Source organism: Rhodococcus sp. NPDC127593 (assembly GCF_042671975.1).
In the GTDB taxonomy this organism is placed as follows: Bacteria; Actinomycetota; Actinomycetes; order Mycobacteriales; family Mycobacteriaceae; genus Rhodococcus_F.
This window is the reverse complement of record NZ_JBHXWI010000079.1, coordinates 1-24,701: the sequence shown is the minus strand read 5'-3', so window position 1 is coordinate 24,701 and position 24,701 is coordinate 1. Positions and strand designations below refer to the sequence as shown.

Genomic DNA, 24,701 nt, shown 5'->3' with positions numbered 1-24,701 from the left:
CCGACGTCCGGCAGAAGCAAGACTGGCCGGTCCGATTGAGGGCCTAGGTCCATCCTTGTGACCCGACGCCTTTATTACAAAAATGTTTTATAAGTTTAGTCAGACAGAGAGGCCCGCCGTGGCAGCGAATCAATTCCAGATCGATACCCATACGGCTACCCTGTCGCCGCTGGATGTGCGCAGTGCCGAGTACCAGTCCGCTCCTTACGAGGTGCTCGCAAAGTTGCAGGCTGAGTCGCCGCTCGCGCGAAGTCATCGCGGCGTGGAAATCCTGTCGTACGACCTGTGCCAAGAGGTATTGGGCGATCCGCGCCTGCAGACAGCGGACACCGCGCACTTCCGCCAGCGGTCTGCGCCGCCCATCCTTCTCGACTTCGTGAGTGAAGGACTGCTGTTGAACATGCCGCGAGAGCGCCATGATCCTGTGCGTAAGGTTCTTGCCCGGGCATTTGGTGCCCGGCAGGTAGGCGAGCAACGCGGTCAGATTCAGGAGGTCCTTCGGGACGTGCTCGAGCAGCCGTTGAAGGCCGGGACGATGGATGTGGTCCAGGACTTCACGCGGTTGTACCCGATGCAGGTCTTGTGCCGTTTCCTTGGTGTGCCGACAAGCGATCTGCATCAATTCGCACAATCTGCTGTCGAACTGGAGTTAATGGGGTCATCTCCGTTGCAGCCGGCGTTTCCACGCCTGGAAGCAGCACTCACCACACTGCGCGACTACGTGGATAACCTTGTGGCCCAACGTGCGCGCGACCCTGAAGACGATTTCATCAGTGCACTCGTCTCCGCGCAGGGTGAAGAGGACGCCCTGACACACACCGAGGTCGTGTGGGGCATCGTCAACCTGCTGTTCGCCGGCCAAGACACGACGCGTAATCAACTTGCCTCCGTTATCCGGGCGATCACGGAGAACGAACTGTGGCCTCATCTGGACGAGCATCCCGAATCGATCCCGGCGGTGATGGAGGAGGCCTTGCGCACCTATCCGGTCGTGCAGTTCCTGCTGCGACTGCCGACGGAAGACGTCGAGGTCGGGCCATATGCCTTCCGGAAGGGAGACCGGGTCATCCTCAACATGCTGGCGGCCAGTCGCGACCCGGTGATCTTTCACGACCCCAACGCGTTCCTGCCAACCCGCGACAGCAAATACAACCTCTTGTTCGGCTACGGAATGCACTACTGCCTAGGGCGCAATCTTGCACGGCTCGAGATGCAGCTCGCACTGGAGTATCTGGCGCAGCATCTAACCCAGGTGTCGATTGCGGCACCGGTGACGACATCGGGATGGCGACCGATGCTGGGGGGACCAGTGGACCTCATTCTCAAGTTTGCACCCGTCACCCCGAAGTACTGAGGAGTAAATCCACATGGTCCAGTTCACTTGTGTCGACCCTCAAGGCGTAGAGCACTCATTCGACGGTCCCGAAGGAGCGTCGATTATGGAAATCGCGACCGGAAGCGGTGTCGACGGGATCGTGGCGGAGTGCGGCGGATTCATGTCGTGCGCCACCTGCCACGTTTACGTCGACGAAAGTTGGGTCGACGTCGTCGGAACGGCCGAATCGAAGGAAGACGATACGGAGAACGAGCTTCTCGAAGGTGTGCTCGACGAACGAAGGCGAGGAAGTCGCTTGTCGTGCCAGATCAACTTGACGCCGGAGTTGGACGGCCTGCGCGTCATCGTTCCGAAGATCCAAGCATGACCACCGGAGTCCTGGTCGTCGGCGCGGGCCAGAGCGGCTTCCAGGTGGCGACGTCGCTACGCACACAGGGGTACGACGGCCGGGTCACGATCGTAGGCGACGAGCCGTTCCTTCCCTACCAGCGCCCTCCCCTGTCCAAGGGCATCGGGTTCGACGGCGATGGTTCACGCCTGACCTTCCGCCCCCGCGAGTTCTATGCCTCGCAGGTCATCGACCTGGTTCTCGGAGACGGCGTGGACACGATCGACCTCGACGGAGTCGCGCTGACCAGAAGCGGTCGCGAACTACCGTTCGACCGCCTGGTGCTCGCGACGGGGGCCGAACCACGCCGCCTCCGCGTTCCTGGCGCCGACGCCGACGGCGTCGTCTATCTCCGAACTCTGCCGGACGCCTCGACCCTGGCCGCGGCTGCAGCAACGATCAGCAAGGCAGTCGTGGTCGGAGCCGGATACATCGGCCTGGAGATCGCCTCTGCCATGCGTCAGAGAGGAATCGCCGTCACAGTAGTGGCCCAGTCCCGGTTGTTGAGCCGGACAGCCACACCGATCCTGGCCGACTACCTCCTGGCTGCCCACACCAAACGTGGCGTGGTCTTCGAACTCGAGCGCACGGTGGAGCGGGTCCACACAGCCAAAGGCCGGGCACGTGGTGTGGTCCTGGATGACGGGCGTCTGCTCGATGCGGACATCGTTATCGTCGGCATCGGCGCCCAACCCCGAACCGAGCTGGCGCAGGCGATCGGACTGGAACTTGCACTGGGTGGGGTGGTCGTCGATGAGTTCTCTCGGACCAGCAATCCGCTGGTTGTGGCGGCAGGAGATGTGACCACACTCAGGCGCGAGGGGCACGAGCGACGATTCGAATCGGTACAGAATGCAGTCGACCAAGCCAAGACGGCGGCGGCGACCCTGCTGGGAAGCTCGACACCCAACGACGCGGTGCCGTGGTTTTGGTCAGACCAAGGCGATCTGAAGTTGAAGACCGCAGGATGGACCGGGGGCTACGACGAGGCAGTTGTCCACGGCGAGATGTCTCAGGACCGCTTCTCGATCCGGTCCTACGCCGACGGACGACTCGTCTCAGTAGAGAGCATAAATTCACCAGCCGAATACATGTCAGCGCGTCGGGAACTGGCTGCGACGAGAAGCTGGGAGCCAAGCGCCCTGACCCCGACGTAGCGGAGCATCCCGCGAAACGGCCCGATGACACCAGCCGTCGATGGCGGTCCGGCGGATTCCTCCGGGTGCCAACTGAAATCAGACGATGTCTGTTCACATGTAGTACAGAGAAACGAAGAGAGGGCGAAGAGCATGATACGTACCTTCGAGACAATCGAAGTGGCGAGTGGGGACGACGGTGTGACGACCGTGACCATCAACCGCCCCGATGCGCTGAACGCCTTCAATGATCAGATGTGCGTCGAGTTCAGTGAGTTCTGGGCGAACGTCCGCGGGAACCAGGATGTCCGTGCCATCGTGCTGCGCGCCGCAGGAGACCGTGCTTTCTCGGTAGGAGTGGACGTGAAAGAGCGGTTGGCCAAGGAGGATCGGTTCGTGGATGCCTCGTCACCTTGGAATGAGTCCACCGACCCCGGCGTGGCTCTGAGCCCGAAGCGAAACGGGGTATGGGTACCGGTGGTCGCAGCTGTTCACGGCATGTGCGCCGGTGGTGCTGCGTACTGGATTGCCGAGTGCGACATCGTGATCTGCTCTCCGAGCGCCACGTTCTTCGACCCACACGTGACCTACGGGATGGTCGCGGCGCTGGAGCCGATCGCGCTGGCGTCCCGCATGCAGTTCTCCAGCGCGCTCCGCATGGCACTCCTCGGTTCCCACGAGCGGATGACAGCACAGACGGCTCTCGCCGCTGGGCTGGTCACCGAGATCGTCGAGGAGAACTTGCTGACCGATCATGCTCACGAGATCGCGCGCCTCATCGCCTCTCAGCCTGCGATAGCCGTCCAGGGCACGGTGAAGGCGATGTGGCAAGCCTTGGACATGGCTCGTGGTCAGGCCCTGTCGTCGGCACTGATGTACACGCAGGTCGGTAATCCGTTGGCGGCCGACGGTGTCGATCGCGCGAAGGTCAAGCCGAACGGATACTGGTTGCGATGATCAGTGACGAGTGGGACACGACTCGTCGGGCGTGGTCGCCTCCCGCGTGGATGACCACGAGTACGCTGCACCTCGACACGTTGGTCCTAGGAAGATCGAGTTTGGTGAGCCGGTGTTCGCTGCACGCTACGACTACGGACTGTGCGCAGGTACGGGGGTCCGGTCAGTGACGAACGTGCACCCACCCCCGCTTGGACCGCGGAAGCACGTGAGCAGAATTTCGGTTAGTCATCGAGGAGAGCATGAGGGCAACGGTGGATACAAGGCGAGTGGTTCTCACGGGCGGGGGCGCGTCGCTTCGGGTGGCCGAGTCGATCGCCGGCGATCTGCGTCGCCGAATTCTACAGAGCACGTTTGAGGATGGTCTGCTGCCTACCCAGGAAACACTGGCCGCCGAGTACGCCGCCAGCGGCCCCTCGTTGCGCGAGGCTCTACGCATCCTCGAGGCGGAAGGCCTTATCACGGTGCGGCGAGGCAAGATCGGCGGCGCCCACGTGCACCGACCTGGTTGGACGTCCTCCGCCTTCGCGCTCGCAATGTCACTCCAGGGCCAGGGGGTCACGCTGAGCGACCTCGCCGACAGCCTGCTCGACCTCGAACCGATGTGCGCAGTGGCATGCGCCGCTCGGGCCGATCGACTGGAGACGGTGATACCTGCCCTGCGTGCCAACCTTGAGGAAACCGAGAAGGTGATCGGAGACGGGGCCCGCTTCACGAGCACGGCCCGCAGTTTCCACGACGCACTTGTCGATCATGCGCCCAATCAGACAACGCGGCTGCTCGTGCGCAGCACCGTCGCCGTGTGGTCGGTTCAGGAGCAAACCTGGGCGACATTCATGCAAAGCCAAGGCCACTACCCACCCGAGGCCGAGCAGATCGCGGCACTCAACGCGCACCGGAAACTGGTCGAACTTATCGAAGACGGCGACCTCGATTCGGTCGCAGCCATCGCCGGAGCCCATCTGAGAGCCACTCAACGCAAGGTGCTCAAAGAATTCGGTGAGCGCATCGTCGACGGCTCCTCTGCCACCGCAGTGGAGTCCTTTCGTTCATGGTGATCCGCTAGCCGGACCCGTCCCGTCGTCGAACGCGTCCGGCCGGGTCGAGTGCAGATTCAATGCGCCCAGGGCGTTTTCGGTGGTGTAGAGCTGGAACGCCAGCATCGACCGGGCCCCGAGCCTGGCCGCTTCCGGCGCGAATTTCGGCCAGCGCTGCTCGGTGGCCATGTCCGCGACGAGAACGGTTTCGTGGTGCCAGATCGCCTGCACACCCGGCCCGTCGCCCAGCCGGTGCTGGAGGTCATCGATCAGTTCCGGCAGCTCCGATGTCGCCGCCCGCGACTGAAAACCTCGGCCGTGGGTGACCCGGGTGATGCCGGCGTCCTCGGCGCCGGGCACCACGTCCCGCGCGGACTTGGTGATCACCTCCAGGGTGCCCTGGAGGCTGGCGTGTTCGGCCCGCAGGTCCTGCGCGATCTGCTCGAGTTCGGCCCGCAACCGGTGCTCGAAACCGCCACCAGGATCGGGGCCGACCGGGTGTTCGATACCGGATCCCATACCCCCATCGTCGCACTCGACTACGTGCCCGAGCTGCATATCACCATTGCGGTGCGACCGATAGAGTCGCGTGGATGCACAGACCACTCCGCGCTCCCCGAGTGGGCCGGGTCGGGCAGCGTGCCGGTGGACGCTGACAGCGCCGATCCCAGCGGCTTCTGTGGCGACCGGACCGACGAGCTCCTCACCCGGGCGGTCATCGAGGCCCTCGCGGCGGGCAGGTCGTGGGCGCAGATCGCCACACAACTCGGGGTACCACCCCCATCGGACCGCGACAACGAGGCGGTGACCGATCACGAGCGGCAGGAAGCGATAGTCGCGCACGAGAATGCCCGGGCGGCACGGCGCCACGACCAGACCTGACCAACCCCCGGCGCACCGATCCATCCTGAGAAGCTGCGCACGCTGCCCGTCAGCAGATCCGCACGCGATCAGGGAGAACTAGTCACGGGAAGCCCTGACCGTCCGCCACCCGGACCAGCGACGTCAGAGCTCGGCGAGGGACACCAGCCCGTCCTGCAGCGCCCGGATCAGCAACCCGGACTTGTCGGCGACGGGACGGCCGACGGCGGCGTACTTCGCTCGGATCCTCACCAGGTGGGTGTTGATCGTGCCCAGGCTGATTCCCAGGTCGGCGGCGGCCACACTCTTCGTTTCGCTACGCAGCCAGAGGCGAAGGATCTCCAGCTCCCGCGGGGTCAGCGCGGGCCGTGGTGGATGTGCCCCGTCAGCGTTCGATGCGGTGTCCGAAACAGCAGTCATAGCGATCTCACCCTTCTCGGGCCGCAGGTTGCCGCAGACGTGATTCGAGGCAGCGCCCCATCCGGATGGGTCACATCCGTCGGCGACGAGCGATGTCCGTTTTATCCGTTGTTCACCGCGGTGAACAAACCGTACCTGAAGCCGGTTTACGGTTTTAGCAGGTGATGCCCCGATAGGCGCGTCGCTGACGAGCCCGAGTGGAGATTGGTTATCGTCGGAAGCCTGTAGAACCAAAGGGGTGCGGCGAACAATGCATTCGACAGTCACCGACGTGTCCACATTGCTGATGATCGATTCGGCGTCCGCGCGGGACCGGGACGACGCCTTCTCCGTCACTCCCCTCCCCGGTGGCCGCGGGTGGGCGGTCGAGGTTCATATCGCGGGAGTGACCGATGTTGTCGGTCTCGGGTCCGTGGCCGACGAGCAGGCGTTCCTGCGAGCCGAGACCCGGTACCTGCGCAGCCGCACCATCCCGATGCTCGGCGACACGGCCGAACAGGCTGCCACTCTGACCTCCGATTCCCGGCGGACCAGCTTGCGGGTCACCGGCACTCTCACCCCCGACGGCCGGCTGGCCGACACCGCCGTCGGCCGCGGACAGATTCCGGCCGGCCGGTGCGCGGCCGTTGATCACGCCGAGGTGCCCGTCATCCTGACCGACCCGGCACATCCGCTGCACCCCCCACTGGCCGCAGCGGATGCTGCCGCGCAGGCCCTGCTGACTGCCCGCCGCGACGGCGGTGCCCTCGCGTTCTACGACCTCACCCGCGGCTGGGCAGCCAACGAGGACGGGGCCATCGTGGCGATCTCCGCCGAACTGCGGACCGTCGCCTATGTCATCGTGCAGGAGCTGATGATCGCCACCAACGAGGCCATCGCGTTGTGGTGTGTGGAGCAGGGGTTGCCGATCCTCTTACGAAAATTGGGTGACCACTGCGGGTGAGGACGGGTGGGGGTGACCCGCCGATGTCCCGGTGGGATGCCGTGGTCCGGCGGTGCGGGCCGCGAGCTACGATCCGACGGTCCACGGACATTACGGTCTTCGTCTCAGCGCCTACACCCATGTCACCTCACCGTTGCGGCGGGTGGCCGACCTGATCAACCAGCGGATTATCCTTGCCCACCTCGATCACTCCCCCACCCCCTACACCCCGGACCAGCTCGCCGCCCTCGGCGCGGATCTGAACCGGCGCACCCGCGCCGCGCGGGAAGCGAAGAAGAACCACTTCAAGCACGCCGACCAACGCATCGTCGCCGAGCAGGCCACCGCCGACCTCAGCGCCCTCGATGCCCGTACCTTCCACAAGGTGCTCAAAGCCGCAGCCGCCGGGCCGCTTCGGGCCGAGATCGCCGCCGAACTCGCCCGCCGTGTCGACGCCGACCTGATGACTGCCCCGGACGTCGCGGTCCTGATCGATGCCGCCGACCCCACCTGGCGCCCGATCCAACTCCGCGTCCTCGACACCCTCGCCGCCGCCCATCCGGAGATGAGCCCGAGTGTGGTGTCGGTGTGGCGGCAAACCCACCCCGATCAACCACCCACCGATCTCGAGACCCGGCGCAACGGCGCCGACCACAACCCACTGTTCGCCGCCCGCGCCACCCACCTCGGCGTCCGCGGACCCTGGACCACCGCGGCTGCGAAGAAGCCCGCCGAACAGGCCGCCCTCTGGGCGGCACTGCGCGCGCATCTGGCCGGCAGCGACCACCCCGACCCGGAACCCGAATGGCCTGCGGCACCGCAGAACCCGCAGCCGCCTGCTCCGCCCGCGTCCGAGGACCCTGGCGGGGTCATCCCCTCGCCACCGCACGATACGACCACGCTAACCGTATTGAACCTGGAGGGGGCGAAAAGATCCAAGGCCCTGTCCAACCCCATCGCCTGGCTGATGAGCCTGGCCCAGAACAACATTCAGGCCCCGCCCGAGTGGGAGTTCCGCACCCACGGTCCCGCGCACGCACCCCGCTTCACCGCCACCGTGCACCTCGCCGGCCACACCGCCACCGCCGACGCATCAACGAAAACGGCGGCGAAGACCGCATCGGCCACCGCGCTCGTCGAGGCACTCTTCGCCCGGCAGTGATGGCGCCGCGCGGTCTTGTGGTACCGCGGCAACACCGGTCGGGTGCCGGGGCGGCTGAACCGCTGCCGGTCAGTCTCCGGCCGGTAGCCGCCTGAGGCGTGCCGACCGAAGCGGGGACGGCACTCTCGTGGCGGCCCCGGACAAGAGCGCCGTCGATCGATCGGAGCATCGCCATCCCGACGCCTTTCGATCCGAAACAGAATGACGCAGGGACCCCACGCCGCGGTTGGGCGAGAGCAGGTCGTCGGGCAGGCGGTCGAGACGAGCGCGGATGCGGGTTTCCGGCCGATGTGTCAGGCAGAGTCCGCACTGCGGTGCCGATGACGACTGACCGGCATTTCCGACCTGGGCGCGCCCTACCGGCCTGATCGAGTGTCTTTGAACCCGTTTCAGTGCTGCTTTTCACCCCTCGCTCCCCACCCATCGACAACTTATTTATCCCCTTTGAACTGCGACTATGCTGCCACTCCCCCACTCCCCACCAGTATTCGATGCGTCGCGCGAATGTGAGTTCCGTTTCGGCGACGGATACACGGGACGGGTGTCGGTCCTCGGCCGATCTGGCGCGTTTCTCACATAGGTGGCGCGGCGTTGGCGCAGTTTCTCGCCTGGGTGGCGCAGGATGCCTCGGTGCTGGGGACATGTAGAGGCGCGACGGGCGACACCCTGGTGATCACTTCGACCGTGTAGGAACTCGAACGTCGGCATCATCTACAGCCCAGTCCCACACGCTCGATGTCACTCATCGAGCGAATTCCGAGATCCCGACCCGCGCCCCGTCTCCGCCGAAGAACTACGGGACCCTCGGCCCTTGCGAGGGAGGAAGTCCGCCGACACTGCTGCAAAGAAGCAGAAGCAAGACCGGAGGACCGGCCGCCTTCCGCCACTATCGGAAGTTATAGGGGTTTATGGAATGTTTCCCATAAATGTCTATAGTTGTCGATATGGATCCCGCGCTGAACCCGTTCAAACCCGGCTCGGGCCTCCGCCCCCCGGCGCTGGAAGGCCGAGACCGGGAACGCCAGGAATTCGAACTCCTCGTCGCCCGCAGCAAGCGGCGCAACTACGACCGCGGAATGGTGCTCTCCGGGCTCCGCGGGGTCGGCAAGACCACCCTGCTCAACAACCTCGCCGAGCACGCCGAGCGGCAGGGCTGGTTGGCGATCAACATCGAGGCCAGACCGAACGAGGCCGGAATCGCCGCGGTCCGCGCCCGCCTCGGCTACGAACTCGCCGTCGGTCTGCGCCGCTTCAGCCGCAAACATCAACTGCACAAGGTCATCGACGATCTCGTCGCCCTCGCCCGCGGGTTCACCCTCGGCGTCGGCCTGGGCCCGGCCAAGATCGAACTCGCCCTCGGCGGCCGGGCCGCCAGCGGCGACATCGACCTCGACCTCGAGGAGTTGGTCGAAGCGATCAGCGACGTCATGGGCAAGAAGGGTGCCGCGTTCGGACTGTTCATCGACGAAATGCAGGACCTCGACCCCGATCTGCTCGGTGCCCTGCTCGCGGTGCAACACCGCGCCAGCCAACGAGAATGGCCGTTCTTCGTCATCGGCGCCGGACTGCCCAGCCTGCCGGCGGTGCTCGCCGACAGCCGCTCCTACGCCGAACGGCAATTCTCCTACCGGACCATCGGACCGCTCTCCCCCACAGATGCCGCCGACGCGCTCCGGGTCCCGGTCGAGGCACACGGGGGTGCGTTCACCCCGGACGCGCTCGACATCGTCGTCGAAGCCAGCGGCGGCTACCCGTACTTCCTGCAAGAGTTCGGCAAGGCGATCTGGCACACCGCCCCCGCCTCCCCCTTCGATACCGAGGACGCCCACCTCGCCGTGGAGGAAGGCCGTCGAGCGTTGGACGACGGGTTCTTCCCGTCCCGGTGGACCCGCGCCACCGACCGGGAGCGCCGGTACCTGCGCGCCATCGCCGAAACCGGGGAACCCACCCCCCGGTCCGGGAAGGTCGCCGCAGCCATGGGTGTGGCGACCACCGCGGTCAGCGATGTCCGTGATTCCGCCATCAAGAAGGGGCTCATCTGGTCCCCCGAACACGGTCGCATCGCGTTCACCGTCCCGGGAATGGCCGACTTCATCCGCCGCCAGCCCACCGCCTGAAAACCCCTGCACCGCCCGCCGAGTCGTATACCGCACTCGCCGACAGCACTCTTGTAGGCAATACCGCGCTTCAGCTTCCTCCGATGAACTTCGCCGGTCCTGTCGGGTGGCCCACGCCGGCACCGGCTCATTCTGGTGGGTTCACACCAGGGCTAGAACGCGTGAGCGTGCCTCCAGGTAGCGGGCGAGGAGGTCGAGCATCTCGGCGTCCGGGCGTGCAAGTTCGGGAAGGTCCTTCGCGCTGGTGATCGTCTGATCGACGGCGGCGACCTGTCGACGGCATTCGTTGAGTGCCTCCGGTGTGAGGGTGTCGGCGTCGAGCCGGTCGGTGAGATAGCGAATCGATTGGTCCAGGACCAGTCCCGGGTTGCGGGTGCTGTTGCCTGCCCGGCGGGTTTCGACCATCTGCCACCACTCGTCCAGCTCGGCCAGCACCGCGGGAGCGGCGACCGCGATCCGCAAGGCCCGGTCGATCGACTGCGGATCGGTGATGTCAAGCTCGTCCACACCTGATGCGCGGGTGAGGATCTGGCCGAGTTGATGATTCGCGAGACTGTCCCCGCGGCTCCACCAGTACGACACCATCACAGCCACCTTGCCCGCCGCGCCCAGCTCCCCCACAACACTTCCCTTCAACGCGAAACAAAACCTTCCCGTACATCCTCACAGCCCGACACCCGCACCGCAGTCTCGGGGTACAGCTGCACCGGCGAGTCATACTGTGCGGCAGGAGTTGTGGGCCGCCGCGCACATCGGGCACCACGTGCGTTCGCCGACGATCTACCCGTTCGTCTCGGCGACGGCGACCGCCTCAGGCCGGCCGGCGACAGCAGCGGCGAAGGTCTGCTCGCACAGATCGCATCGAACCGCCCATCCACGCCTACCTGTGGAACGCACCAATATATGAACAGTCATGTTGTCCCCCGACTTCGACACTGTGCCCCAAGGATGGCACAGCCCGCCCTGCTGGGGGGCGCACGCGAGCACAGATCCTGCGATCGTTGCCGACCGCCGTCGAGCGCGCCTGCTCGTGCGGGGAAGCTGCGAGTTCCGCAGGTTCGTTCAATTCGCAGAATTCTCGATCCACCACGGCTCGACTTTGGTGACAGATCGTCAAACCAGTTGACATACTTGAAGTGATGACTATCCGGACGACGCTTGACGGCCCTGCCAAGGATGCGATCTCGATGCAAGCAAACCGGTCCTCGGCCTCACCTCTGCAGCTCTACTCCGCGTTTCGTCGCCGTCATCCCCGAAGCGTGATGCCCGTCGACTACGTCGCCGAAGGCGGTTTCCGGCTGGGACGCTGGCAAGAACGCCAGCGGGTTGCCCGCATGCTCGGCACCCTGCCGCCCCAGCGCATTGCGCAACTCGATGCGATCGGATTCGTGTGGAGCGGTGATGACGATGTCCCAGTTCCCGCCGTGTCACCGGCCGACAGCAAGCGGCGGCGGATGCTCACCGAAATCGCTGCGTACCGCGAAGAGCACGGCAACGCGCTGGTGCCCGCGAACTATGTCACCGCCGACGGCGAACAGGTAGGCCAGTGGCTGTATCGGGCGATCAAAAAATGGCGGGCCGGCGCATTGCCCGACGAGGAGCGTCGTCCGCTCGCCGCTCTCGGGGTCTCCCCCGGTAAACGGCCGCGGGGGCCGCGAACCTCGGCACAGCACACCGGAGCGGGAGCCCATCGCCGCGCCCGGCGGCCTGCGGCTCAAGCGCGGAGCTGAGCGCGAATCCGGCAGCTGCACATTCGTTCCCGCAGTCGGATGAGTCTTGTCTCATGCCGGGGGCAGCGATGGTGTCCACCACTGCCCCCGCGGCCGAACCCAGGGGTGGGTGTGGTTAGCAGGAGTGCAGGACCTGGCTCATCGCGTCCTTCTCGGCCTGGGTCACCCACAACCGGTAGAGCGCTTTGACGTCGATCTGCCGCGAGACGTAGGTGCACCGGTATGCCTTGTTCGGCGGCAACCACGACGCGGCATCGGAATCGGACTTCTTCGAATTCGTGGGCCCGTCGACGGCCTGCAGGTTCCGCGGGTCGTTGGCCAGGTCGCGGCGCTGCTCCGGGCTGAGCTGCTGGGCGCCCTTCTGCCACGCATCGGACAGGGCGACGACGTGGTATCTGCACCGCGGTGGAGGTGTCCTGGCCGCGGACGAACGCGATGGTGGTGCCGGTGTAGGTGTCGTGCAGGGTGCCGGTCGCCACTACACAGTCCCGCGTACTGGTCTTGTAGGTCAGGTCGACCAGGTCGCGGCGCAGGATGTCGTTGCGGGTGTCGCACCCGTTGTGGCCGCCCTCGACGCCGTTGTCGTCGGACCACGACGGGCCGAACTGTTCTCGTGTGTAGCCGGTCTTCGGGGCACGGCCCTTCACCGCGAGGGTGTCGAGCTTCGCCAACGCCGGCGCCGCATCGAATACCGGGGTCGGCATCGGCGATGGCCGAGCACCCGGTCAGACCGAGGGCGGATACCGCAGCGAGAGCGAGGAACGCGGCCCGGGGGCGATGACGCATGTGTCTGTTCTCCTGTTACCTGTGGGACTGGTGGGAATAAGTATTGCGGGTGCCTCCGACAACGGCGTGGGCGCGTTCTCCGGCGGGAACTCGACGCACACTTCGATGCCTGATCCCGGCCCGGTGTCGCCATGCCGACCACACAAATCGTTAGCACTCCACCATGGAGAGTGCTAAATTCTCTGTCATCGGTGGCAGGGTCCCGCGAGAAACTGCTGGGCCCAGCCACAGTCACTGGTCACAGGTGCAGCGTTCTTGCTGCCGGGTCGGGCCAGTGGTTGACAGGTGATCGGTTGGCACGGCCGGCTTCGCACCACCGACGACCGGCCACGCAACGGGAGGAGGATCATGACCGCCGCTACCTCGCGCCCATCAGATCTCACCAGCGGCGGGTGTTCCTCCGGGCGCGAACGCCGGCGGAGGCCGCGCGGAGGATCGCGGCTGCCCACCGTGTCGATCGTCCTGGGGTCGTTGTCGATCGCGTCGTTCTGGGTGGTTGGGCTCGGGTTCGTCCTGGGTGTGACCGCCGTGGTGTGTGGCGCTTTCGCCACCTACCGGTCCGGCGTGGAGGACGATGAGTCGGCATCGTTGCGGGCGTTGCTCGGAGTCGTCGCCGGAGTCGCGGGGATCACCGTGTCCGCGATCGCGCTCTTTCCGGTGCTGGAGTACCTATGACGCGTGCACCAGCCCCCACCGACTGTCCTCGACTCGTGGAAGGATCCGCACCACCCGTGACCATCGTCCCCGGCCCGCACCTGTCCGCCACCCGTACCACCCTCGACACCGGTCGCGGCGACCCGACGGCGACCGACGCGGCGCTCCTCGAGTCCTGGGAAGCGGGTATCGCCGTGACCATCGGCCTGGCGCTGCTGACCACCACCTTCGTGTGCACCGCCCTCGGGTCCTTCCCGCTGGCCCTTCTCGCGCTCGTCGCGGTGGCGGGCATTGCCGGTCTGATCACCGCCGCCCTCTGACACTGCCAGCGCGCCCGGTCCCGTGGCAGGTGGGGTTCCGGTGGTGGCGTGATGTCACCACCCGTCCGTGGTTCGCCCACGCCGCTGCGGACCCCGAGCAGACATGCCCCTGCTCGGCGACAGCACAGTTTCGGTCGGGTTGGCACCCCGACGCTCGATTACCGGGCTGTAGGTCCGCACTCGAATCATTCTGGCCGGGAGGGACTCTCAAGAAATTCACAGACACCGCGGGCCCGAGTGATGCGACGATGAAGCATGCGCCGCCATCGTTGGCCGGCCCTCGCGCCGCCCACCACCAGGGGAATCACCGTGCACGCGGGCATGCCGATCGTGGCCCAGAAAGACCTCACCCTCGAACTGTCCGCCGCGACCGCGTTCGCCTCCGGGCTTCTGCTGCGCTTCGCGCTGTGCGTCACTGGTGTCCGCGCCGACTTCGCGCGCTACGAAACCCGCCCCCTGACCGACCCCCACGACTGGTCGGCGCAGTGGTCCTATCTGGCCGCGCGCATCCTCGCCGACGACCTGGGCGGGCTCGCCGATCCGTTCCACCCGGTCCCCGACTCCGGCTCGGAGGGATCCGGGCCGTACCGAACCACGCCGCAGTACTGGATCGGCACCTACCCGACCACCGGATCAATGACCGTCACCACCAGCTGGCCTCAGGTCGGACTCCAGATGAATGCGGTCCCAGCCCCTTCCCCACCGCTTCGGGTCCGATGCCCGTCGATGACAGTGTCCGAGTGCGCTCGGCGAGGGGATGATCAGCCGCTGGTGACGATTCCCGGTTATCGGAACAGCCCGAGCCGGGGCCATTATGCTAGCTATCCTAGCTAGGATTGCATCATGTCAGATGTCGACGACACGTTCGTGCACCACACCCTGTGACGAGCGTCCGCCGCCAATCCTTTGAGAACCTCCCATCTGCCCCAATGGCTTTCACCAGATGATCCCCACGCGCGCCAACTCTCGCCACTTTCGTCACGGTGATGCAATTCGAGCGCCGGCCGCCGTACCGCTCGTTCGGGCGCCCACGACGAACGGCCGACCCGTGGAGCCGCGGAAGCACTCTTGACCTACCCGTGCGGCAGTAACGCCATCTCGGCGCCCGGATGTACATAGAGCATGTGCCACCTCCGCTTGTGCACACCACCACTCCCCCCGCGCAAGGTTCCGCTGGCGTCGTGCTGCCCGGCCTTCAGGTGTGGGCGAACCTCGCGCGCATCAAAGTCCAGGTCTCCGACGTCGCAGGAAGGGAAGGTGCTCACTCGGCGCGGCGCCGGCGCGGTTTACGGATGTCGGTGCGCGCGCCCTGGCCCGGCCTGTTGTTCGCCCACTCAACGATTTCCGAGCGCTTCCACAACGGGGTGCGGCCGATCTTTTCCACCGGCGCCGGCGCTTGCCCGCGGGAGACGTACCCGCGGAACGTCGAGACCGACAGCTCGGTACCGGTTTCCTCCTTGATCAGTTCGATGACCTGATCGGTGGTCAGACGATGCGGGTTGGCCATCTAGTGAGGGTCCTTCCTGTTCATCGCCCGTCGATGCGGCGGGTAGTCCGGTTGCCGCCGCCCCGGGGGGTCGACCGGCAGACGGGCTGCGATACGACGTCAGGAGGTGCGGGACTTTCCTCGGCATGACTCTACAACGGCGCGCTGTAATGCCCACGCACGCGTTCAGGGATCCGGTAGCGGTCCATACGGCCGAATCACGCTCGCGGGGCGGATGTTTTCGTCGCCGTTACCGCAGGGGTGTGGCCCGGCATCGGGGGGTGATGCCGGGCCACAGGGGATGTTCTGGAAACAAAATTGGGGGGATGTTCACCAGAACACCATCAGTCTAACGCCGATTTTCGCGGAGCGCTAACTGCCTGAACTTCGTGTCGCTCGGGAGGCACTCGTGGCATCGTGAGGGATTGAATGCGTTGCCTGGTAGGCGTTTCGCTGTGGGGCGGGTGATCACGGCACGAACGTGATGAGGGCATCTCGCTGACTGGCAAAGCGAATCCCTGCTGGCCATGGCGAACGATTGCTGGCGGGGCCTTTCAAGGAGGACACCCTCATGCCGTCACGAACTACTCTCCTGTCATTAAGGATTCTGGGACGCTCGGCCGCCGAGCTGGCGACACGCGGGCGCTGGTTTGGTGATCTCCGCGACCGGGGCACGGTTGACTGAGGTCATCGACCAGTCAGCGAATACCCAGCGCACCTGCTCGCCCGCCACGCCAAGCCGACCTACCCAACGTCCCAGTCCCATGGCTCGGTGCACGCACGGTCCGCTACGAATTCGAATGATCAGACCCAGCGAATGAGGGTGGACTCGCTGAGTGAAAATCGGCGCTAATGACCGCCCGGGACAATTACGTCGCGGGGTCAGGCGGATCCGGGCAGCACCCTTTCCGAGGGTGCCCGATCTCCCGGACGAGGAGATGGCACGCATCTCGCGCCCCAAGTCACGCCCGACTGCGCCTCCGCGTGGCTGTGGACTCGATGAGCGAGCGCGTCCGAACGCCAGTCGGGGTCATCGAGTGGATCGTACCTGCCATATTTGCTGCGCCGCCGTCGATGTCGAGTCGGGCCAGGAGGCGGCTGATTTCGGATCCGAGTGCAGCAGATCGGGTCACGGGTACCTCACGCAATGACCACCGCCGGGCGGTAGGAACGCAGTGGATGGGTCAGTCCTGGTCGGCGGCGGTGACGGCCGCTGCGGGGCACCAGTGCGTGACCTCGAGACTCCCCAACTTGTTGCCGGTGGGGATGGCGAAGGTGCACGAGGCGAGCCATTCCCCGCGGGAGGTGCGCGCCCAGGCATGGAGCATCCCCGGGACTCGGACGTCGAGGTCAAGTCCCTCGGCGCGGACTCGAAGGGGCAGATCGTTCGCGGCGCGGCCACCGTGGTGAGCCATTGCGGCAGAGACGTCGATGGTCACCGGCCGCGGTGGGCGCACTTCCCGCCACGGTTTCGGGTCGTACACAGCCCTCCATCGTTCGAACACATATTCGACTCTAGTGTTACCCTTGATCGCACCGCCAGCGGTCGGCGAGGGAAGCGCCGGCCGCTGGCGTTGCCCTACGTCGGCGCCTACGTGAATGGCGCGATCCCATCCGAGGCCGGCTGATCTGGGCCGGTCAGAATCGTAAGGAGCCCTCTTATGGCATTGCCCGTTCTGACGCCCGAGCAGCGTGCAGAGGCATTGGAGAAGGCCGCTGTGGCCAGGAAGGCACGCGGGGAGCTTCTCTCCGCGGTCAAGGCTGGTGAGCTCACGGTCTCCGATGTGCTCGCGAAGGCGGAAACCGATGAGGTTGCGAAGAAGACCAAGGTTTCGGCTCTGGTGAGGGCGCTTCCCGGTGTCGGTCCGGTGAGAGCGGCGCAGATCCTGGAGGAGCTGTCGATCGCCGAGACCCGGAGAATCGGCGGTCTCGGGACGAATCAGCGTCACGCACTGCTGGGCATCATCGTCTGACTTGCTCGCGGTGGTCGGCCCCCGACACCTGCGTTTCGACGCTTTCTGTCGGTGCGACGATCTACTGTGACGATCACGACGAGCAACAGGTCGCCACTCACTGCCCAGACCGGGATTCCGTTCCCGGTCCTGATCCGCGGAATTCCGCGGATTGGTAGGCGTGGGTGGCGGCCTGTTTCTCTTTTGTGTGTTCTCCGGGAGCGCGTTTGTGTGTTCTCCGGGAGCGCGCGAAAACCTGACCGATACTGATGCCCCGTCCGACTCTCCAGGGGCCGATCCGCTGCGTGTGGGCTTATCGCAGCGGTTGCTGGTCCCGTTCGGCGATGATCTGGTCGGCCAGGCGGTACACCGCCGCCTCGTCGGGGATACCGATCTTCGTGGCGGCGTGCCGGGCCGCGGCGAACGCCCCGGCCTCCTCGCTCCCTTGCCTGCGATCTCGGTCCAGGAACGCCTGACGTGCCTCGGCGAGGTCCTCGAGCACCGCCCCTGGAACCTGTCGAGACCGGCCGCGATCTCGGCGATCCGCGCCCGCTCCGATAGGCGGGTGCGCCGCCGGTCGGCCAGGTCCGATCCCCCGAGCAGTGCACCGAGTACCATCACGCAGACCGCGGTGATCATTCCGCGCTCCTTCTCGCGGCCGCGGACTTCTTCTTCGGTTTCCGGGTGATCACGGTCAGGGCGACGGTCGCCGCGATCGCGACCATGACAGTCAACAGCAGTGGCAGCGAGAACGTGGTCGCGGTCACCGCCGAGGCGGCCGCGGCCGCGAAGGCGAGCACGGCCAGCGCCCACAGGGCGCGGGCCACGGAGGCCCGATGGGTGATCTGGGCGGTCGAGCCGCCGACGACCAGTGCGGCGCCGAGCCAGAGGGTCCAGGTGGTCATGGGTGGCGCGGGTCCTTCCGGCGGTCGGCGGCGTGTGATCTCTCGTGGGTCAGGGTGTCATGCCGCCGGGCGGCCGAGCAGGCCGGGATCGAGCCGCACTCAGGCATGCGAGAACCGGGAAAGGTCGCCGGAGCTGCGGAAATGAGTGCACAATCGGCCCATGAGTGGGCTGATCGCGCCGATGTTGGCCACCGCCGGTGCACCCCCAGACGACGACCGCCGGTGGAGTTTCGAAATGAAGTACGACGGATGCCGGGTCCTGGGGTCGGTGGGCGGCGGCCTCGAGCCGGTGCTGTGGACCCGCAACATGAACGTCGTGACCACCTCGTACCCGGAGATCGGCGAGGCATTGTCCGCTGCGTTCGGTGGCGGCGGCCGTGTCGTCCTCGACGGCGAACTCGTCGTTCTCGATCGAGGCACACCGAGCTTCGGGCTGCTTCAGCGCCGGATGGGTGTAGCCCGGGCCACGAAGCCGCTGCAACGCCGAATACCGGTGACGTTTCTCCCTTTTGACGTTTTGGTCCGGGACGGCGCCGACCTGATGCGGGCGTCGTATCTGGATCGGCGAGCGGTGTTGGCCGAGCTGGACTCAATTATTCGGGACGTCGGCGGTCTGCCGGTCACCGTGCCACCATTCTGGGAAGGCCAGAGCGGAAAGGTCATGCTCAACGCTGCCCGATCCGCGGGCATGGAGGGGATACTCGCGAAGCGGTCGAGCTCGATTTACCTTCCGGGACAACGCAGTCGAGCCTGGGTGAAAACAGTCATCCGCGCGACCTCGTCGCTGCTCGCGATCGGATATGTCGGCAGCAGCCGGTCCGTGGCCGCGCTGATACTCGGCGCCTACGACTCCGAGGGCCGTCTGCAAGCAGTGGGACATGTCAGCAGTGGGCTGACGACCGGAATGCGCCGCCAGTTGCGGGAGGAGTTCCGGGCGCTCGAACGGCCCACCAGCCCGGCCGGGGAGCCGTCACCAGACTTGGAGGGTCAGTCCAGTGTCCGGTGGCTGGATGCGGTCACGGTGGTCGATGTGAATTATCGGGAGTACGCGCCCGGCGGGCTCCGCCATCCCAGCCTGAAGGGCCGGCGATTCGGTGTCGATCCGCGGTCGGTGCGGGTCGAGGACCTGTAGAGGATCAGAGGAAAGCCGCCGCCACCTTCCCCAGGTGTCGGCGGCTCCTCGTCCCGTCCGGGAACGCTACGCACTGTAGGTCTTACCCGGTCCGGGGTGACGGTGACGCCATATCGCCTCTCGTCCCCTCGGCAAGTGGTCGCTCGCGGCGACTTTTCTGGTGTGGTACCTGGGGTATGCGCGCCACCGTCAAACTCTTCAAACGACGACCCGGCTGGCAGTATTCCGGCGACGACACGACTACAGTGTGGCGCCGCTCTCGTCGTCACCGCCGGAGACCGCGGCCAGCGTGCCGCGGCGCACCGACCGAGCGGGTGAGCCCGTCAGTGGGCGTCGTGGAAGGCCTGCTCGACCTCGGTGGGGAGGCGGCCACGGGAGGAGAGCTCGTAGCCCTGCTCGATCGCCCAGGCGCGGATCTTCTTCGTTTCGCCTGATGGGCGCTTCGCGGCCGCGGGGTTGACCTGCCGGTCCGCGCGGTGTTTGCGGCCGCCGAGCCGGGTGGAGTGGGCGATGTAGTACTCGAAGGTCTCGCGGAGTTCCTTGGCGTGCTCGTCCTTCAGGTCGATCTGGTATTCGACGCCGTCGACGGCGTAGCTGATGGTCTCGCCGTCCTCACCAAACATGGTGCCGTCGATATCGTCGGTCAGCTCAACTACGACCTTGCGTGCCACAGATTCCACTCCTCGAGACCTTCGGTACGGACCAGATGACCGTACTGGAAGTACCGGAAAGTCATCGCCGGATCAGCCGGGACGACGAGGACTGCCCACTTCTGCGCCAGCGAGGGTTCGTCCCGGGTCATTGCCACACAGGACACGGCGTGGAGCGCTCCACAACACATTCTCGCGAGTGTCCGGGTTCCCTGACGCTCGGAGAGGAGGAGAGTCATGGCGTCGATGACCGATACCGCGACCATGAATGGTGTGCGGCACCGCCGGCGGCGGACGTTCGGCAGGTCCCGGAAGAAGCACGCCCGATCCTCCCGTGTGTGAATGCCCCCGTGCTCGGGTACGCCTCATGGGAGTCGCAGGCCCAATTTGCGGGTCGACGAAGTGAAGCCACAACGCGGAGATGACGCCCATGTCGACGGTGCCCGAACACAACGAGAGCATCGGACGTGCTCGGGTGGGTGCCGACCACCCGGTGGACGCAGGAGAAACGCTGGCGCTGGCGGAGGGCATCCTCATCGCACTACGCCGTTGCGGCCACACCGAGGCATCCGATGAACTGCTCCAAGTCGCGCGCCGTCACCATCTCAGTGTGCTGACCGTCGCCCACGCTCTAGTGGATTCCGCGATCGACGCCCATCCCCCTCTGGCATCGTCGGAACGACACGCAAACACATCCGAATCGGTTGCCGAGTGGGAGACACGTCTCGCGCATCGGCCGGAATCTTCTCGGTAACACCCCTGCCCGAATCCGAGCGGATTCGCCTTGACACAGTGAATTATGTTGATGGACACCAACTTGCCGGGCACCGCGGCTGGATGAGCGTGCTCCAGCAGACTTGGTCGTACACCCGGGACAGCCACCGCGTTCGGCCGGTTCAGAGACGTGCTCGCCCACGCCCCGGACGAGTTTCACCGACGCCGATGGCTGGCGGATCAGGGCTACCGGCCAAGCCCCCACCCGTGACAAGTCCGCACTGGTGGCACGGGGAGTTCGCCCGCGCCAGGCGCGAACCGACTGGGCGTCGCCCAGGCGTCCGCCGCCGCCTGCCCTACTTGGGGGATCCTCGGCCAGCCCGGTGCTGTCTAGGGGACCGGTAAGACGCCGAGCCCGGAGCTGACGGGGACGTGATCACCCGAACGCTGGGCGGATGCCACGACGTCGGCGGTCGCGGTGACGATGCCGCCGCCGGTGGACACCGTCGCAGGGATATACCGGCACCCTTCGTCCGGTGCCTGGGCCCGGCTGTAATCGGGCGGCACGCGGCGGATCTCGGTCGTGCCGATCTCGCCGGTGGTCTGGTTTCTCCAGTTCACCGTCACGTCGATGCAGTCGATCCACGTGATGAAGATGGTCGACGGCGGCCCAGTTGTGAACGTCACCATCCCGGGCGCCTGCGCCGTCGCCGATGGCGTGATGACCGCCAGCGTCGGCACGTAACACCGGAATCCCACGCCGCACCCCGAACGGAACGTCACCGGGACCGCAAACGCCGTGGTCGATGCGACCGGGACCGGCGGTGGAAGCGGGATCGCTGCCGCGGGCGAGCCGAGCAGGAGGGTTGAGATGGCCACGGACGCCACGGCCCCCACGGCGGAGGAACGGTGAACCGCTAGAGCGCGCATCGGCGACCTTCCAGCTCGGGGCCCGGATACCACCTCTTTCCAGTCCACCACACCCGCCTGTCCGCTTGCCTGAAACCGCATCTGTCCGACGAATCTGGTGGCGCGGACCGCACACATGCGACGCCCCCGGTCATGGTCAACCGCCTACCGCCTACCGCCTACCGCATCCGGCGAGGATAGAACTCGGGTACCTCGATTCGCTGGCCGGTGCGTCGACCTCTCCGACATCCCGATCGGCCACCTCGGGTAACCCCGGACGAGTCGTATCCCGGATGCCAAAGTCTCGACCCGACGGGATACGGCCCGCACCCTCCACGGTAAACCACCCCCGAACCGACCTCAATGACCAGTTCAGGCACGGCTATTCGGCGTTCAGACGGGAGCCTCACTGCACCGACGGCGGCGATGGCGCGGGCACCGCCCCAGTCAGTTCTGGTGAGTCGGACAGGACGATGGCGGGGCGGTCATCGCTGGTGACCTTCCGCGGTGCGGACCGCCTGGTTGCGCAGCCGTTCCCGATCGATCTGCCCGCTGCTCAGCGCTTCTGGGCGGTGCCCGATGTGGAACAGCCCCGGGGTGTGCGGGCAGAGGAAGACGGCGAGTCCCTTCTCACCGGGATGTCGTTTGCGGACCGCTTTGGCGTCCGCGCGGCTGTGATAGCCGCGGTGATGACACAGGTGGCAGAAGGTCCAGCGGGCGGCCGGGTTGTGGGCGCGGGAGGTCATATTGCACGTCCGATCTGAATATTCAGCCAGTCGGACAGCCAGCTGATGGCGTTACGGCCGGCGTTGTCGACGACGAGGGCGTTGTAGTTGGTGTGGGCGCCGGAGGTGAAGAAGCTCGCGGCCTTCAGGCCTTCGCCGACCAGGGCGGTCAGGTCCTCGGCGCCCTGTGACTGGGCCATGGTCGTCAGCGAGCCGGTCAGCGCCGGCAGGTCGAGGTTCTGCGACTGGGCGCTGATGGTGGTGGCCGCGGTCGACGGTTTGCCGAGTAGTTCCGGTGGGGTCTTGGAGGCTTTGCCGGAGAGCATGTTCACCGCCACCGAGGCCAGGTCGAGGCCGACGGGCAGCAGGCCGACCATCGCCGCCCCGGCGCCGAGCGGGTCAGGTGCCTGTCCGGGGGGCGGCAGCAGTTTCTCCACCGCAGTCCAGGCGATTTCTTGGATCCGCCCGATCAGGGTGGCCAGCCGGATGACGTCGACGTCTCCCAGGATCGACGCGACGAGGGCGGCGATCTGGGTGTAGCCGGTGGGGTCCGGGATGACCGAGAGCACCTGGGAGACCCAGCGCAGATCCACGGCCGCGGCCATCTTCACCAACGGCGAGAACTGGTTGTTCAGCTCCCCGGCAACCTGGTGTGCTCCGTGGGCGTCGAGGGCGGCGACCTTCTGCGGCAGCACCGTGAGGTTGTTCAGGATTCCCGGGACGTCGAGCGCGGTCACCCCGGTCGCGACATTGAGAATCTGATCGACCACCGTGGCCGGTTTCAGTACCGACAGCACAGTCGAGGCCGCCGACAGTGCATCGGCGGGAGTCGATGTTAGCGGGGCTACCTGGCCGCCGAGGGTGGTGGCCGCGGTCGACAGCTGCGCCGCGTCCGCGGATGTGGCGGCGACGGTCGTGGTCCCCGAATCGGCGAGTTTCCGTGCGGTGTCGGCGATCGTCGTCACCGTGTTCAGTGCAGCGGACAGATCGGATGCCCCGGCCTTGGACAGCACCTCGGAGGCACTGTATTCGGGGCTGTCCGCCGGTGCGGTGGCGAGCTGCCGGGTGGCGGCGTGCGCGGTCCCGGAGTCGATCAGATCGGCCATCGGGGCGAGTGTGGTGGCGATGGACTTTGCCGTCGCCGCAACGCTTCCGACATTGACGTTCGGCTCGGCGAATTGCTGTCCGAGTGCGGCAACATTCGCGCCCAGTCCCGACAAGTCGGCCGCAGAAAAGTCTGAGGTCAGCGCGGTGGCCAGCTGAGCGTTGCCGTTTCCGTCGGTGTCGCCGGTGTTGCTGGTGTTGCCGTTCGTGCTGGAGGTCTTGGACAGGATCGACCCGAGCGAGCCCAGTAGTGGGTTGTCGCCCTTGCGGATCGAGCAGTACAGGTCCCCGGGATCGCAGATCGAGGCGACCCGGCCGGAGAGTTTTCCCATGCCCTGGGGGCGTGGATCAGCGATACCTTGTCCGGAGGTGCGAGGACCGACGATCGCCGCACCTGGGGTGCCGGCGCCGGGGTCGGCGAGCAGGCCGACGGCCAGGACACGGTCGGCCGGTACGGGCCCGTGGTCGTTGCCGATCCGAGAGGCGAGATCGCCTGCGGCGTCGGCGCCCTGGGAGTAGCCGGTGATCGTGAACTTCGTGTTCGTGCACGTGTTCGCCACGTCGGTGAGCACCGCCGTGGCGTTGGTGAGGGCGTCGAGTTTGCTGTCGGCGTAGGTGTGGCCGTTGTCGAATGCTCGGGCCATGTACGGGAGGGTGTAGACCTTCGCCCGGTCACCGTGGGCGGCGGTGATGGCGTCGGCGACCGGTGTGAGGATCCCGACAGGATGGGTGGGGTCGGCGGTCTCATCGGTTTCCCAGGTTCCGGGGATGAGCAGGTTGAACGTTGCCGCACAGCCGGTGGTGTCGGCGTGGGCGATCGCGGGGGTGGTTACTGCGACGCCACCGCCAGCGACGGTCGCGCACGCAACGAGAGCGACCAGGCTGCGGGCTCTCGAATGTCTTGTGGGCATGGGCACCTCATCTGTCGCAGGCGGGCTCGGACACTCCCCCGTCGGTGCGGGTTCCGGGATGCCACGCGCAGCCTCCGAGGAATACACGCCGGTCGGGGTGAGGTGCATACGGTGCCCGAATCCGGCTGCCGATTTCAACGGGGTATGGGGATAACTTCCTCTGCCCAGCCCTCATTCGAGGGTCGCCCGCCACCCGGCCACCGCCGCGCACTCCCGTAGCGGTGCGAGAACCGCTAGCCCGAAGTTACTGCTATGAGAACGAGCGAACCCCCGGTTGAGCTGGGGGTTCGTTGTTTTCGGTTGTGGTTGTTCTGGCTACCTGACCGTGTGGGGGATGGTGGTGTCGAGGAGTTCGAAGGCCCGTCGTTGGGTGGGCGTGGGGACGGC

General features: G+C 66.2%; 25 protein-coding genes and 3 pseudogenes. 15 read left to right on the top strand and 13 right to left on the bottom strand.

Annotated features, from left to right (window positions below; translation table 11 throughout):
• Nucleotides 1-118: 118 nt before the first annotated feature.
• The 5 genes from ACFVJ3_RS43245 (at nucleotide 119) to ACFVJ3_RS43225 (ending at nucleotide 4,875) form a co-directional block, all read left to right on the top strand.
• The gene (locus tag ACFVJ3_RS43245) at nucleotides 119-1,354 is read left to right on the top strand and encodes a cytochrome P450 (protein WP_378457915.1); all 1,236 of its coding nucleotides are present in this window, start codon (nucleotides 119-121) and stop codon (nucleotides 1,352-1,354) included.
• A 13-nt stretch (nucleotides 1,355-1,367) separates the two neighbouring features.
• Nucleotides 1,368-1,703 (top strand): 2Fe-2S iron-sulfur cluster-binding protein, encoded by a 336-nt coding sequence (locus ACFVJ3_RS43240; RefSeq protein ID WP_378457914.1) that lies wholly within the window; start codon nucleotides 1,368-1,370, stop codon nucleotides 1,701-1,703.
• Complete coding sequence (locus tag ACFVJ3_RS43235) at nucleotides 1,700-2,881, top strand: NAD(P)/FAD-dependent oxidoreductase (RefSeq protein ID WP_378457913.1); 1,182 nt, start codon at nucleotides 1,700-1,702, stop codon at nucleotides 2,879-2,881. The genes ACFVJ3_RS43240 and ACFVJ3_RS43235 overlap by 4 nt, the downstream gene beginning before the upstream one ends.
• 24 nt (nucleotides 2,882-2,905) lie before the next feature.
• On the top strand, nucleotides 2,906-3,817 hold the full coding sequence (locus ACFVJ3_RS43230) for an enoyl-CoA hydratase/isomerase family protein (RefSeq protein ID WP_378457912.1): 912 nt from the start codon (nucleotides 2,906-2,908) through the stop codon (nucleotides 3,815-3,817).
• Nucleotides 3,818-4,119: 302 nt separating this feature from the next.
• A complete protein-coding gene (locus ACFVJ3_RS43225) occupies nucleotides 4,120-4,875 on the top strand; it encodes a FadR/GntR family transcriptional regulator (RefSeq protein WP_378457911.1) in 756 nt (251 codons plus the stop codon).
• Here the strand turns inward: ACFVJ3_RS43225 and ACFVJ3_RS43220 are convergent.
• Entirely contained in the window at nucleotides 4,867-5,373 is a 507-nt protein-coding gene (locus ACFVJ3_RS43220; protein ID WP_378457910.1) for a GAF domain-containing protein, read from the bottom strand. The two genes, ACFVJ3_RS43225 and ACFVJ3_RS43220, sit on opposite strands and share 9 nt — an antisense overlap.
• A 24-nt stretch (nucleotides 5,374-5,397) precedes the next feature.
• Here ACFVJ3_RS43220 and ACFVJ3_RS43215 point away from each other — a divergent pair, with 24 nt between their 5' ends.
• Nucleotides 5,398-5,736 carry a hypothetical protein gene (locus ACFVJ3_RS43215; protein WP_378457909.1) on the top strand — a complete coding sequence of 113 codons (339 nt, stop codon included), beginning with the start codon at nucleotides 5,398-5,400 and terminating at the stop codon, nucleotides 5,734-5,736.
• A 123-nt stretch (nucleotides 5,737-5,859) separates the two neighbouring features.
• Here the strand turns inward: ACFVJ3_RS43215 and ACFVJ3_RS43210 are convergent, their stop codons facing one another.
• Entirely contained in the window at nucleotides 5,860-6,135 is a 276-nt protein-coding gene (locus ACFVJ3_RS43210) for a LuxR C-terminal-related transcriptional regulator (protein WP_378457908.1), read from the bottom strand.
• Nucleotides 6,136-6,385: 250 nt separating this feature from the next.
• On the opposite strand from ACFVJ3_RS43210, the pseudogene ACFVJ3_RS43205 reads away from it, so the two are divergent.
• Nucleotides 6,386-8,219: pseudogene (locus ACFVJ3_RS43205) on the top strand (RNB domain-containing ribonuclease).
• Between the two features lie 944 nt (nucleotides 8,220-9,163).
• Nucleotides 9,164-10,336: an AAA family ATPase gene (locus ACFVJ3_RS43200; RefSeq protein ID WP_378457907.1), complete on the top strand. Its 1,173-nt coding sequence runs from the start codon at nucleotides 9,164-9,166 to the stop codon at nucleotides 10,334-10,336.
• 141 nt (nucleotides 10,337-10,477) lie between these two features.
• On the opposite strand, the gene ACFVJ3_RS43195 is transcribed toward ACFVJ3_RS43200, so the two are convergent.
• The gene (locus ACFVJ3_RS43195) at nucleotides 10,478-10,957 is read right to left on the bottom strand and encodes a hypothetical protein (protein ID WP_378457906.1); all 480 of its coding nucleotides are present in this window, start codon (nucleotides 10,955-10,957) and stop codon (nucleotides 10,478-10,480) included.
• A 566-nt stretch (nucleotides 10,958-11,523) separates the two neighbouring features.
• Between ACFVJ3_RS43195 and ACFVJ3_RS43190 the strand changes: the two genes are divergently transcribed.
• A complete protein-coding gene (locus ACFVJ3_RS43190; protein WP_378457924.1) occupies nucleotides 11,524-12,066 on the top strand; it encodes a helicase associated domain-containing protein in 543 nt (180 codons plus the stop codon).
• 118 nt (nucleotides 12,067-12,184) lie between these two features.
• Here the strand turns inward: ACFVJ3_RS43190 and ACFVJ3_RS43185 are convergent.
• Nucleotides 12,185-12,779: pseudogene (locus tag ACFVJ3_RS43185) on the bottom strand (HNH endonuclease family protein); the annotation flags it as partial.
• Between the two features lie 421 nt (nucleotides 12,780-13,200).
• On the opposite strand from ACFVJ3_RS43185, the gene ACFVJ3_RS43180 reads away from it, so the two are divergent.
• The 3 genes from ACFVJ3_RS43180 to ACFVJ3_RS43170 all read left to right on the top strand — a co-directional run bounded on the left by ACFVJ3_RS43180 (nucleotide 13,201) and on the right by ACFVJ3_RS43170 (nucleotide 14,660).
• Nucleotides 13,201-13,527, top strand: a complete 327-nt coding sequence (locus tag ACFVJ3_RS43180) for a hypothetical protein (protein WP_378457905.1) — start codon at nucleotides 13,201-13,203, stop codon at nucleotides 13,525-13,527.
• 56 nt (nucleotides 13,528-13,583) lie between these two features.
• A complete protein-coding gene (locus tag ACFVJ3_RS43175; RefSeq protein ID WP_378457904.1) occupies nucleotides 13,584-13,826 on the top strand; it encodes a hypothetical protein in 243 nt (80 codons plus the stop codon).
• Nucleotides 13,827-14,081: 255 nt separating this feature from the next.
• Nucleotides 14,082-14,660, top strand: coding sequence for a hypothetical protein (locus ACFVJ3_RS43170; RefSeq protein ID WP_378457903.1), 579 nt, complete (start codon nucleotides 14,082-14,084; stop codon nucleotides 14,658-14,660).
• 427 nt (nucleotides 14,661-15,087) lie between these two features.
• Here the strand turns inward: ACFVJ3_RS43170 and ACFVJ3_RS43165 are convergent, their stop codons facing one another.
• Nucleotides 15,088-15,333 carry a helix-turn-helix transcriptional regulator gene (locus ACFVJ3_RS43165; RefSeq protein ID WP_378457902.1) on the bottom strand — a complete coding sequence of 82 codons (246 nt, stop codon included), beginning with the start codon at nucleotides 15,331-15,333 and terminating at the stop codon, nucleotides 15,088-15,090.
• 1,163 nt (nucleotides 15,334-16,496) lie between these two features.
• The gene (locus ACFVJ3_RS43160) at nucleotides 16,497-16,817 is read right to left on the bottom strand and encodes a hypothetical protein (RefSeq protein WP_378457901.1); all 321 of its coding nucleotides are present in this window, start codon (nucleotides 16,815-16,817) and stop codon (nucleotides 16,497-16,499) included.
• A 156-nt stretch (nucleotides 16,818-16,973) separates the two neighbouring features.
• Between ACFVJ3_RS43160 and mihF the strand changes: the two genes are divergently transcribed.
• On the top strand, nucleotides 16,974-17,285 hold the full coding sequence (mihF, locus tag ACFVJ3_RS43155; RefSeq protein WP_378457900.1) for an integration host factor, actinobacterial type: 312 nt from the start codon (nucleotides 16,974-16,976) through the stop codon (nucleotides 17,283-17,285).
• 292 nt (nucleotides 17,286-17,577) lie between these two features.
• On the opposite strand, the pseudogene ACFVJ3_RS43150 reads toward mihF, so the two are convergent.
• A pseudogene (locus ACFVJ3_RS43150) lies at nucleotides 17,578-17,903 on the bottom strand (hypothetical protein).
• Nucleotides 17,900-18,169 (bottom strand): hypothetical protein, encoded by a 270-nt coding sequence (locus ACFVJ3_RS43145; protein WP_378457899.1) that lies wholly within the window; start codon nucleotides 18,167-18,169, stop codon nucleotides 17,900-17,902. Before ACFVJ3_RS43145 ends, ACFVJ3_RS43150 begins: the two are co-directional and overlap by 4 nt.
• A gap of 160 nt (nucleotides 18,170-18,329) precedes the next feature.
• Between ACFVJ3_RS43145 and ACFVJ3_RS43140 the strand changes: the two genes are divergently transcribed.
• A complete protein-coding gene (locus ACFVJ3_RS43140; RefSeq protein WP_378457898.1) occupies nucleotides 18,330-19,301 on the top strand; it encodes a DNA ligase in 972 nt (323 codons plus the stop codon).
• Between the two features lie 323 nt (nucleotides 19,302-19,624).
• Here ACFVJ3_RS43140 and ACFVJ3_RS43135 read toward each other — a convergent pair whose 3' ends face one another.
• Both ACFVJ3_RS43135 and ACFVJ3_RS43130 read right to left on the bottom strand, forming a co-directional pair.
• Entirely contained in the window at nucleotides 19,625-19,972 is a 348-nt protein-coding gene (locus ACFVJ3_RS43135; RefSeq protein WP_378457897.1) for an Lsr2 family protein, read from the bottom strand.
• Nucleotides 19,954-20,103: a hypothetical protein gene (locus ACFVJ3_RS43130; RefSeq protein WP_378457896.1), complete on the bottom strand. Its 150-nt coding sequence runs from the start codon at nucleotides 20,101-20,103 to the stop codon at nucleotides 19,954-19,956. Before ACFVJ3_RS43130 ends, ACFVJ3_RS43135 begins: the two co-directional genes overlap by 19 nt.
• Before the next feature lie 269 nt (nucleotides 20,104-20,372).
• Between ACFVJ3_RS43130 and ACFVJ3_RS43125 the strand changes: the two genes are divergently transcribed.
• Nucleotides 20,373-20,705: a hypothetical protein gene (locus tag ACFVJ3_RS43125; protein ID WP_378457895.1), complete on the top strand. Its 333-nt coding sequence runs from the start codon at nucleotides 20,373-20,375 to the stop codon at nucleotides 20,703-20,705.
• Nucleotides 20,706-21,055: 350 nt separating this feature from the next.
• On the opposite strand, the gene ACFVJ3_RS43120 is transcribed toward ACFVJ3_RS43125, so the two are convergent.
• The 3 genes from ACFVJ3_RS43120 to ACFVJ3_RS43110 all read right to left on the bottom strand — a co-directional run bounded on the left by ACFVJ3_RS43120 (nucleotide 21,056) and on the right by ACFVJ3_RS43110 (nucleotide 24,314).
• Nucleotides 21,056-21,544 carry a hypothetical protein gene (locus tag ACFVJ3_RS43120; RefSeq protein WP_378457894.1) on the bottom strand — a complete coding sequence of 163 codons (489 nt, stop codon included), beginning with the start codon at nucleotides 21,542-21,544 and terminating at the stop codon, nucleotides 21,056-21,058.
• Between the two features lie 515 nt (nucleotides 21,545-22,059).
• Nucleotides 22,060-22,320, bottom strand: a complete 261-nt coding sequence (locus tag ACFVJ3_RS43115; protein ID WP_378457893.1) for a hypothetical protein — start codon at nucleotides 22,318-22,320, stop codon at nucleotides 22,060-22,062.
• Nucleotides 22,317-24,314: a cutinase family protein gene (locus tag ACFVJ3_RS43110; protein ID WP_378457892.1), complete on the bottom strand. Its 1,998-nt coding sequence runs from the start codon at nucleotides 24,312-24,314 to the stop codon at nucleotides 22,317-22,319. The genes ACFVJ3_RS43115 and ACFVJ3_RS43110 overlap by 4 nt, the downstream gene beginning before the upstream one ends.
• Nucleotides 24,315-24,701: the final 387 nt, after the last annotated feature.

Coding starts and splice junctions, on each gene's coding strand:
- ACFVJ3_RS43240 (WP_378457914.1), top strand. CDS start 1,368: ATGGTCCAGTTCACTTGTGTCGACCCTCAAGGCGTAGAGCACTCATTC.
- ACFVJ3_RS43235 (WP_378457913.1), top strand. CDS start 1,700: ATGACCACCGGAGTCCTGGTCGTCGGCGCGGGCCAGAGCGGCTTCCAG.
- ACFVJ3_RS43230 (WP_378457912.1), top strand. CDS start 2,906: ATGACACCAGCCGTCGATGGCGGTCCGGCGGATTCCTCCGGGTGCCAA.
- ACFVJ3_RS43220 (WP_378457910.1), bottom strand. CDS start 5,373: ATGGGATCCGGTATCGAACACCCGGTCGGCCCCGATCCTGGTGGCGGT.
- ACFVJ3_RS43210 (WP_378457908.1), bottom strand. CDS start 6,135: ATGACTGCTGTTTCGGACACCGCATCGAACGCTGACGGGGCACATCCA.
- ACFVJ3_RS43200 (WP_378457907.1), top strand. CDS start 9,164: ATGGATCCCGCGCTGAACCCGTTCAAACCCGGCTCGGGCCTCCGCCCC.
- ACFVJ3_RS43190 (WP_378457924.1), top strand. CDS start 11,524: ATGCAAGCAAACCGGTCCTCGGCCTCACCTCTGCAGCTCTACTCCGCG.
- ACFVJ3_RS43180 (WP_378457905.1), top strand. CDS start 13,201: ATGACCGCCGCTACCTCGCGCCCATCAGATCTCACCAGCGGCGGGTGT.
- ACFVJ3_RS43170 (WP_378457903.1), top strand. CDS start 14,082: ATGCGCCGCCATCGTTGGCCGGCCCTCGCGCCGCCCACCACCAGGGGA.
- ACFVJ3_RS43165 (WP_378457902.1), bottom strand. CDS start 15,333: ATGGCCAACCCGCATCGTCTGACCACCGATCAGGTCATCGAACTGATC.
- mihF (WP_378457900.1), top strand. CDS start 16,974: ATGGCATTGCCCGTTCTGACGCCCGAGCAGCGTGCAGAGGCATTGGAG.
- ACFVJ3_RS43145 (WP_378457899.1), bottom strand. CDS start 18,169: ATGACCACCTGGACCCTCTGGCTCGGCGCCGCACTGGTCGTCGGCGGC.
- ACFVJ3_RS43140 (WP_378457898.1), top strand. CDS start 18,330: ATGAGTGGGCTGATCGCGCCGATGTTGGCCACCGCCGGTGCACCCCCA.
- ACFVJ3_RS43130 (WP_378457896.1), bottom strand. CDS start 20,103: ATGACCCGGGACGAACCCTCGCTGGCGCAGAAGTGGGCAGTCCTCGTC.
- ACFVJ3_RS43125 (WP_378457895.1), top strand. CDS start 20,373: ATGACGCCCATGTCGACGGTGCCCGAACACAACGAGAGCATCGGACGT.
- ACFVJ3_RS43115 (WP_378457893.1), bottom strand. CDS start 22,320: ATGACCTCCCGCGCCCACAACCCGGCCGCCCGCTGGACCTTCTGCCAC.
- ACFVJ3_RS43110 (WP_378457892.1), bottom strand. CDS start 24,314: ATGCCCACAAGACATTCGAGAGCCCGCAGCCTGGTCGCTCTCGTTGCG.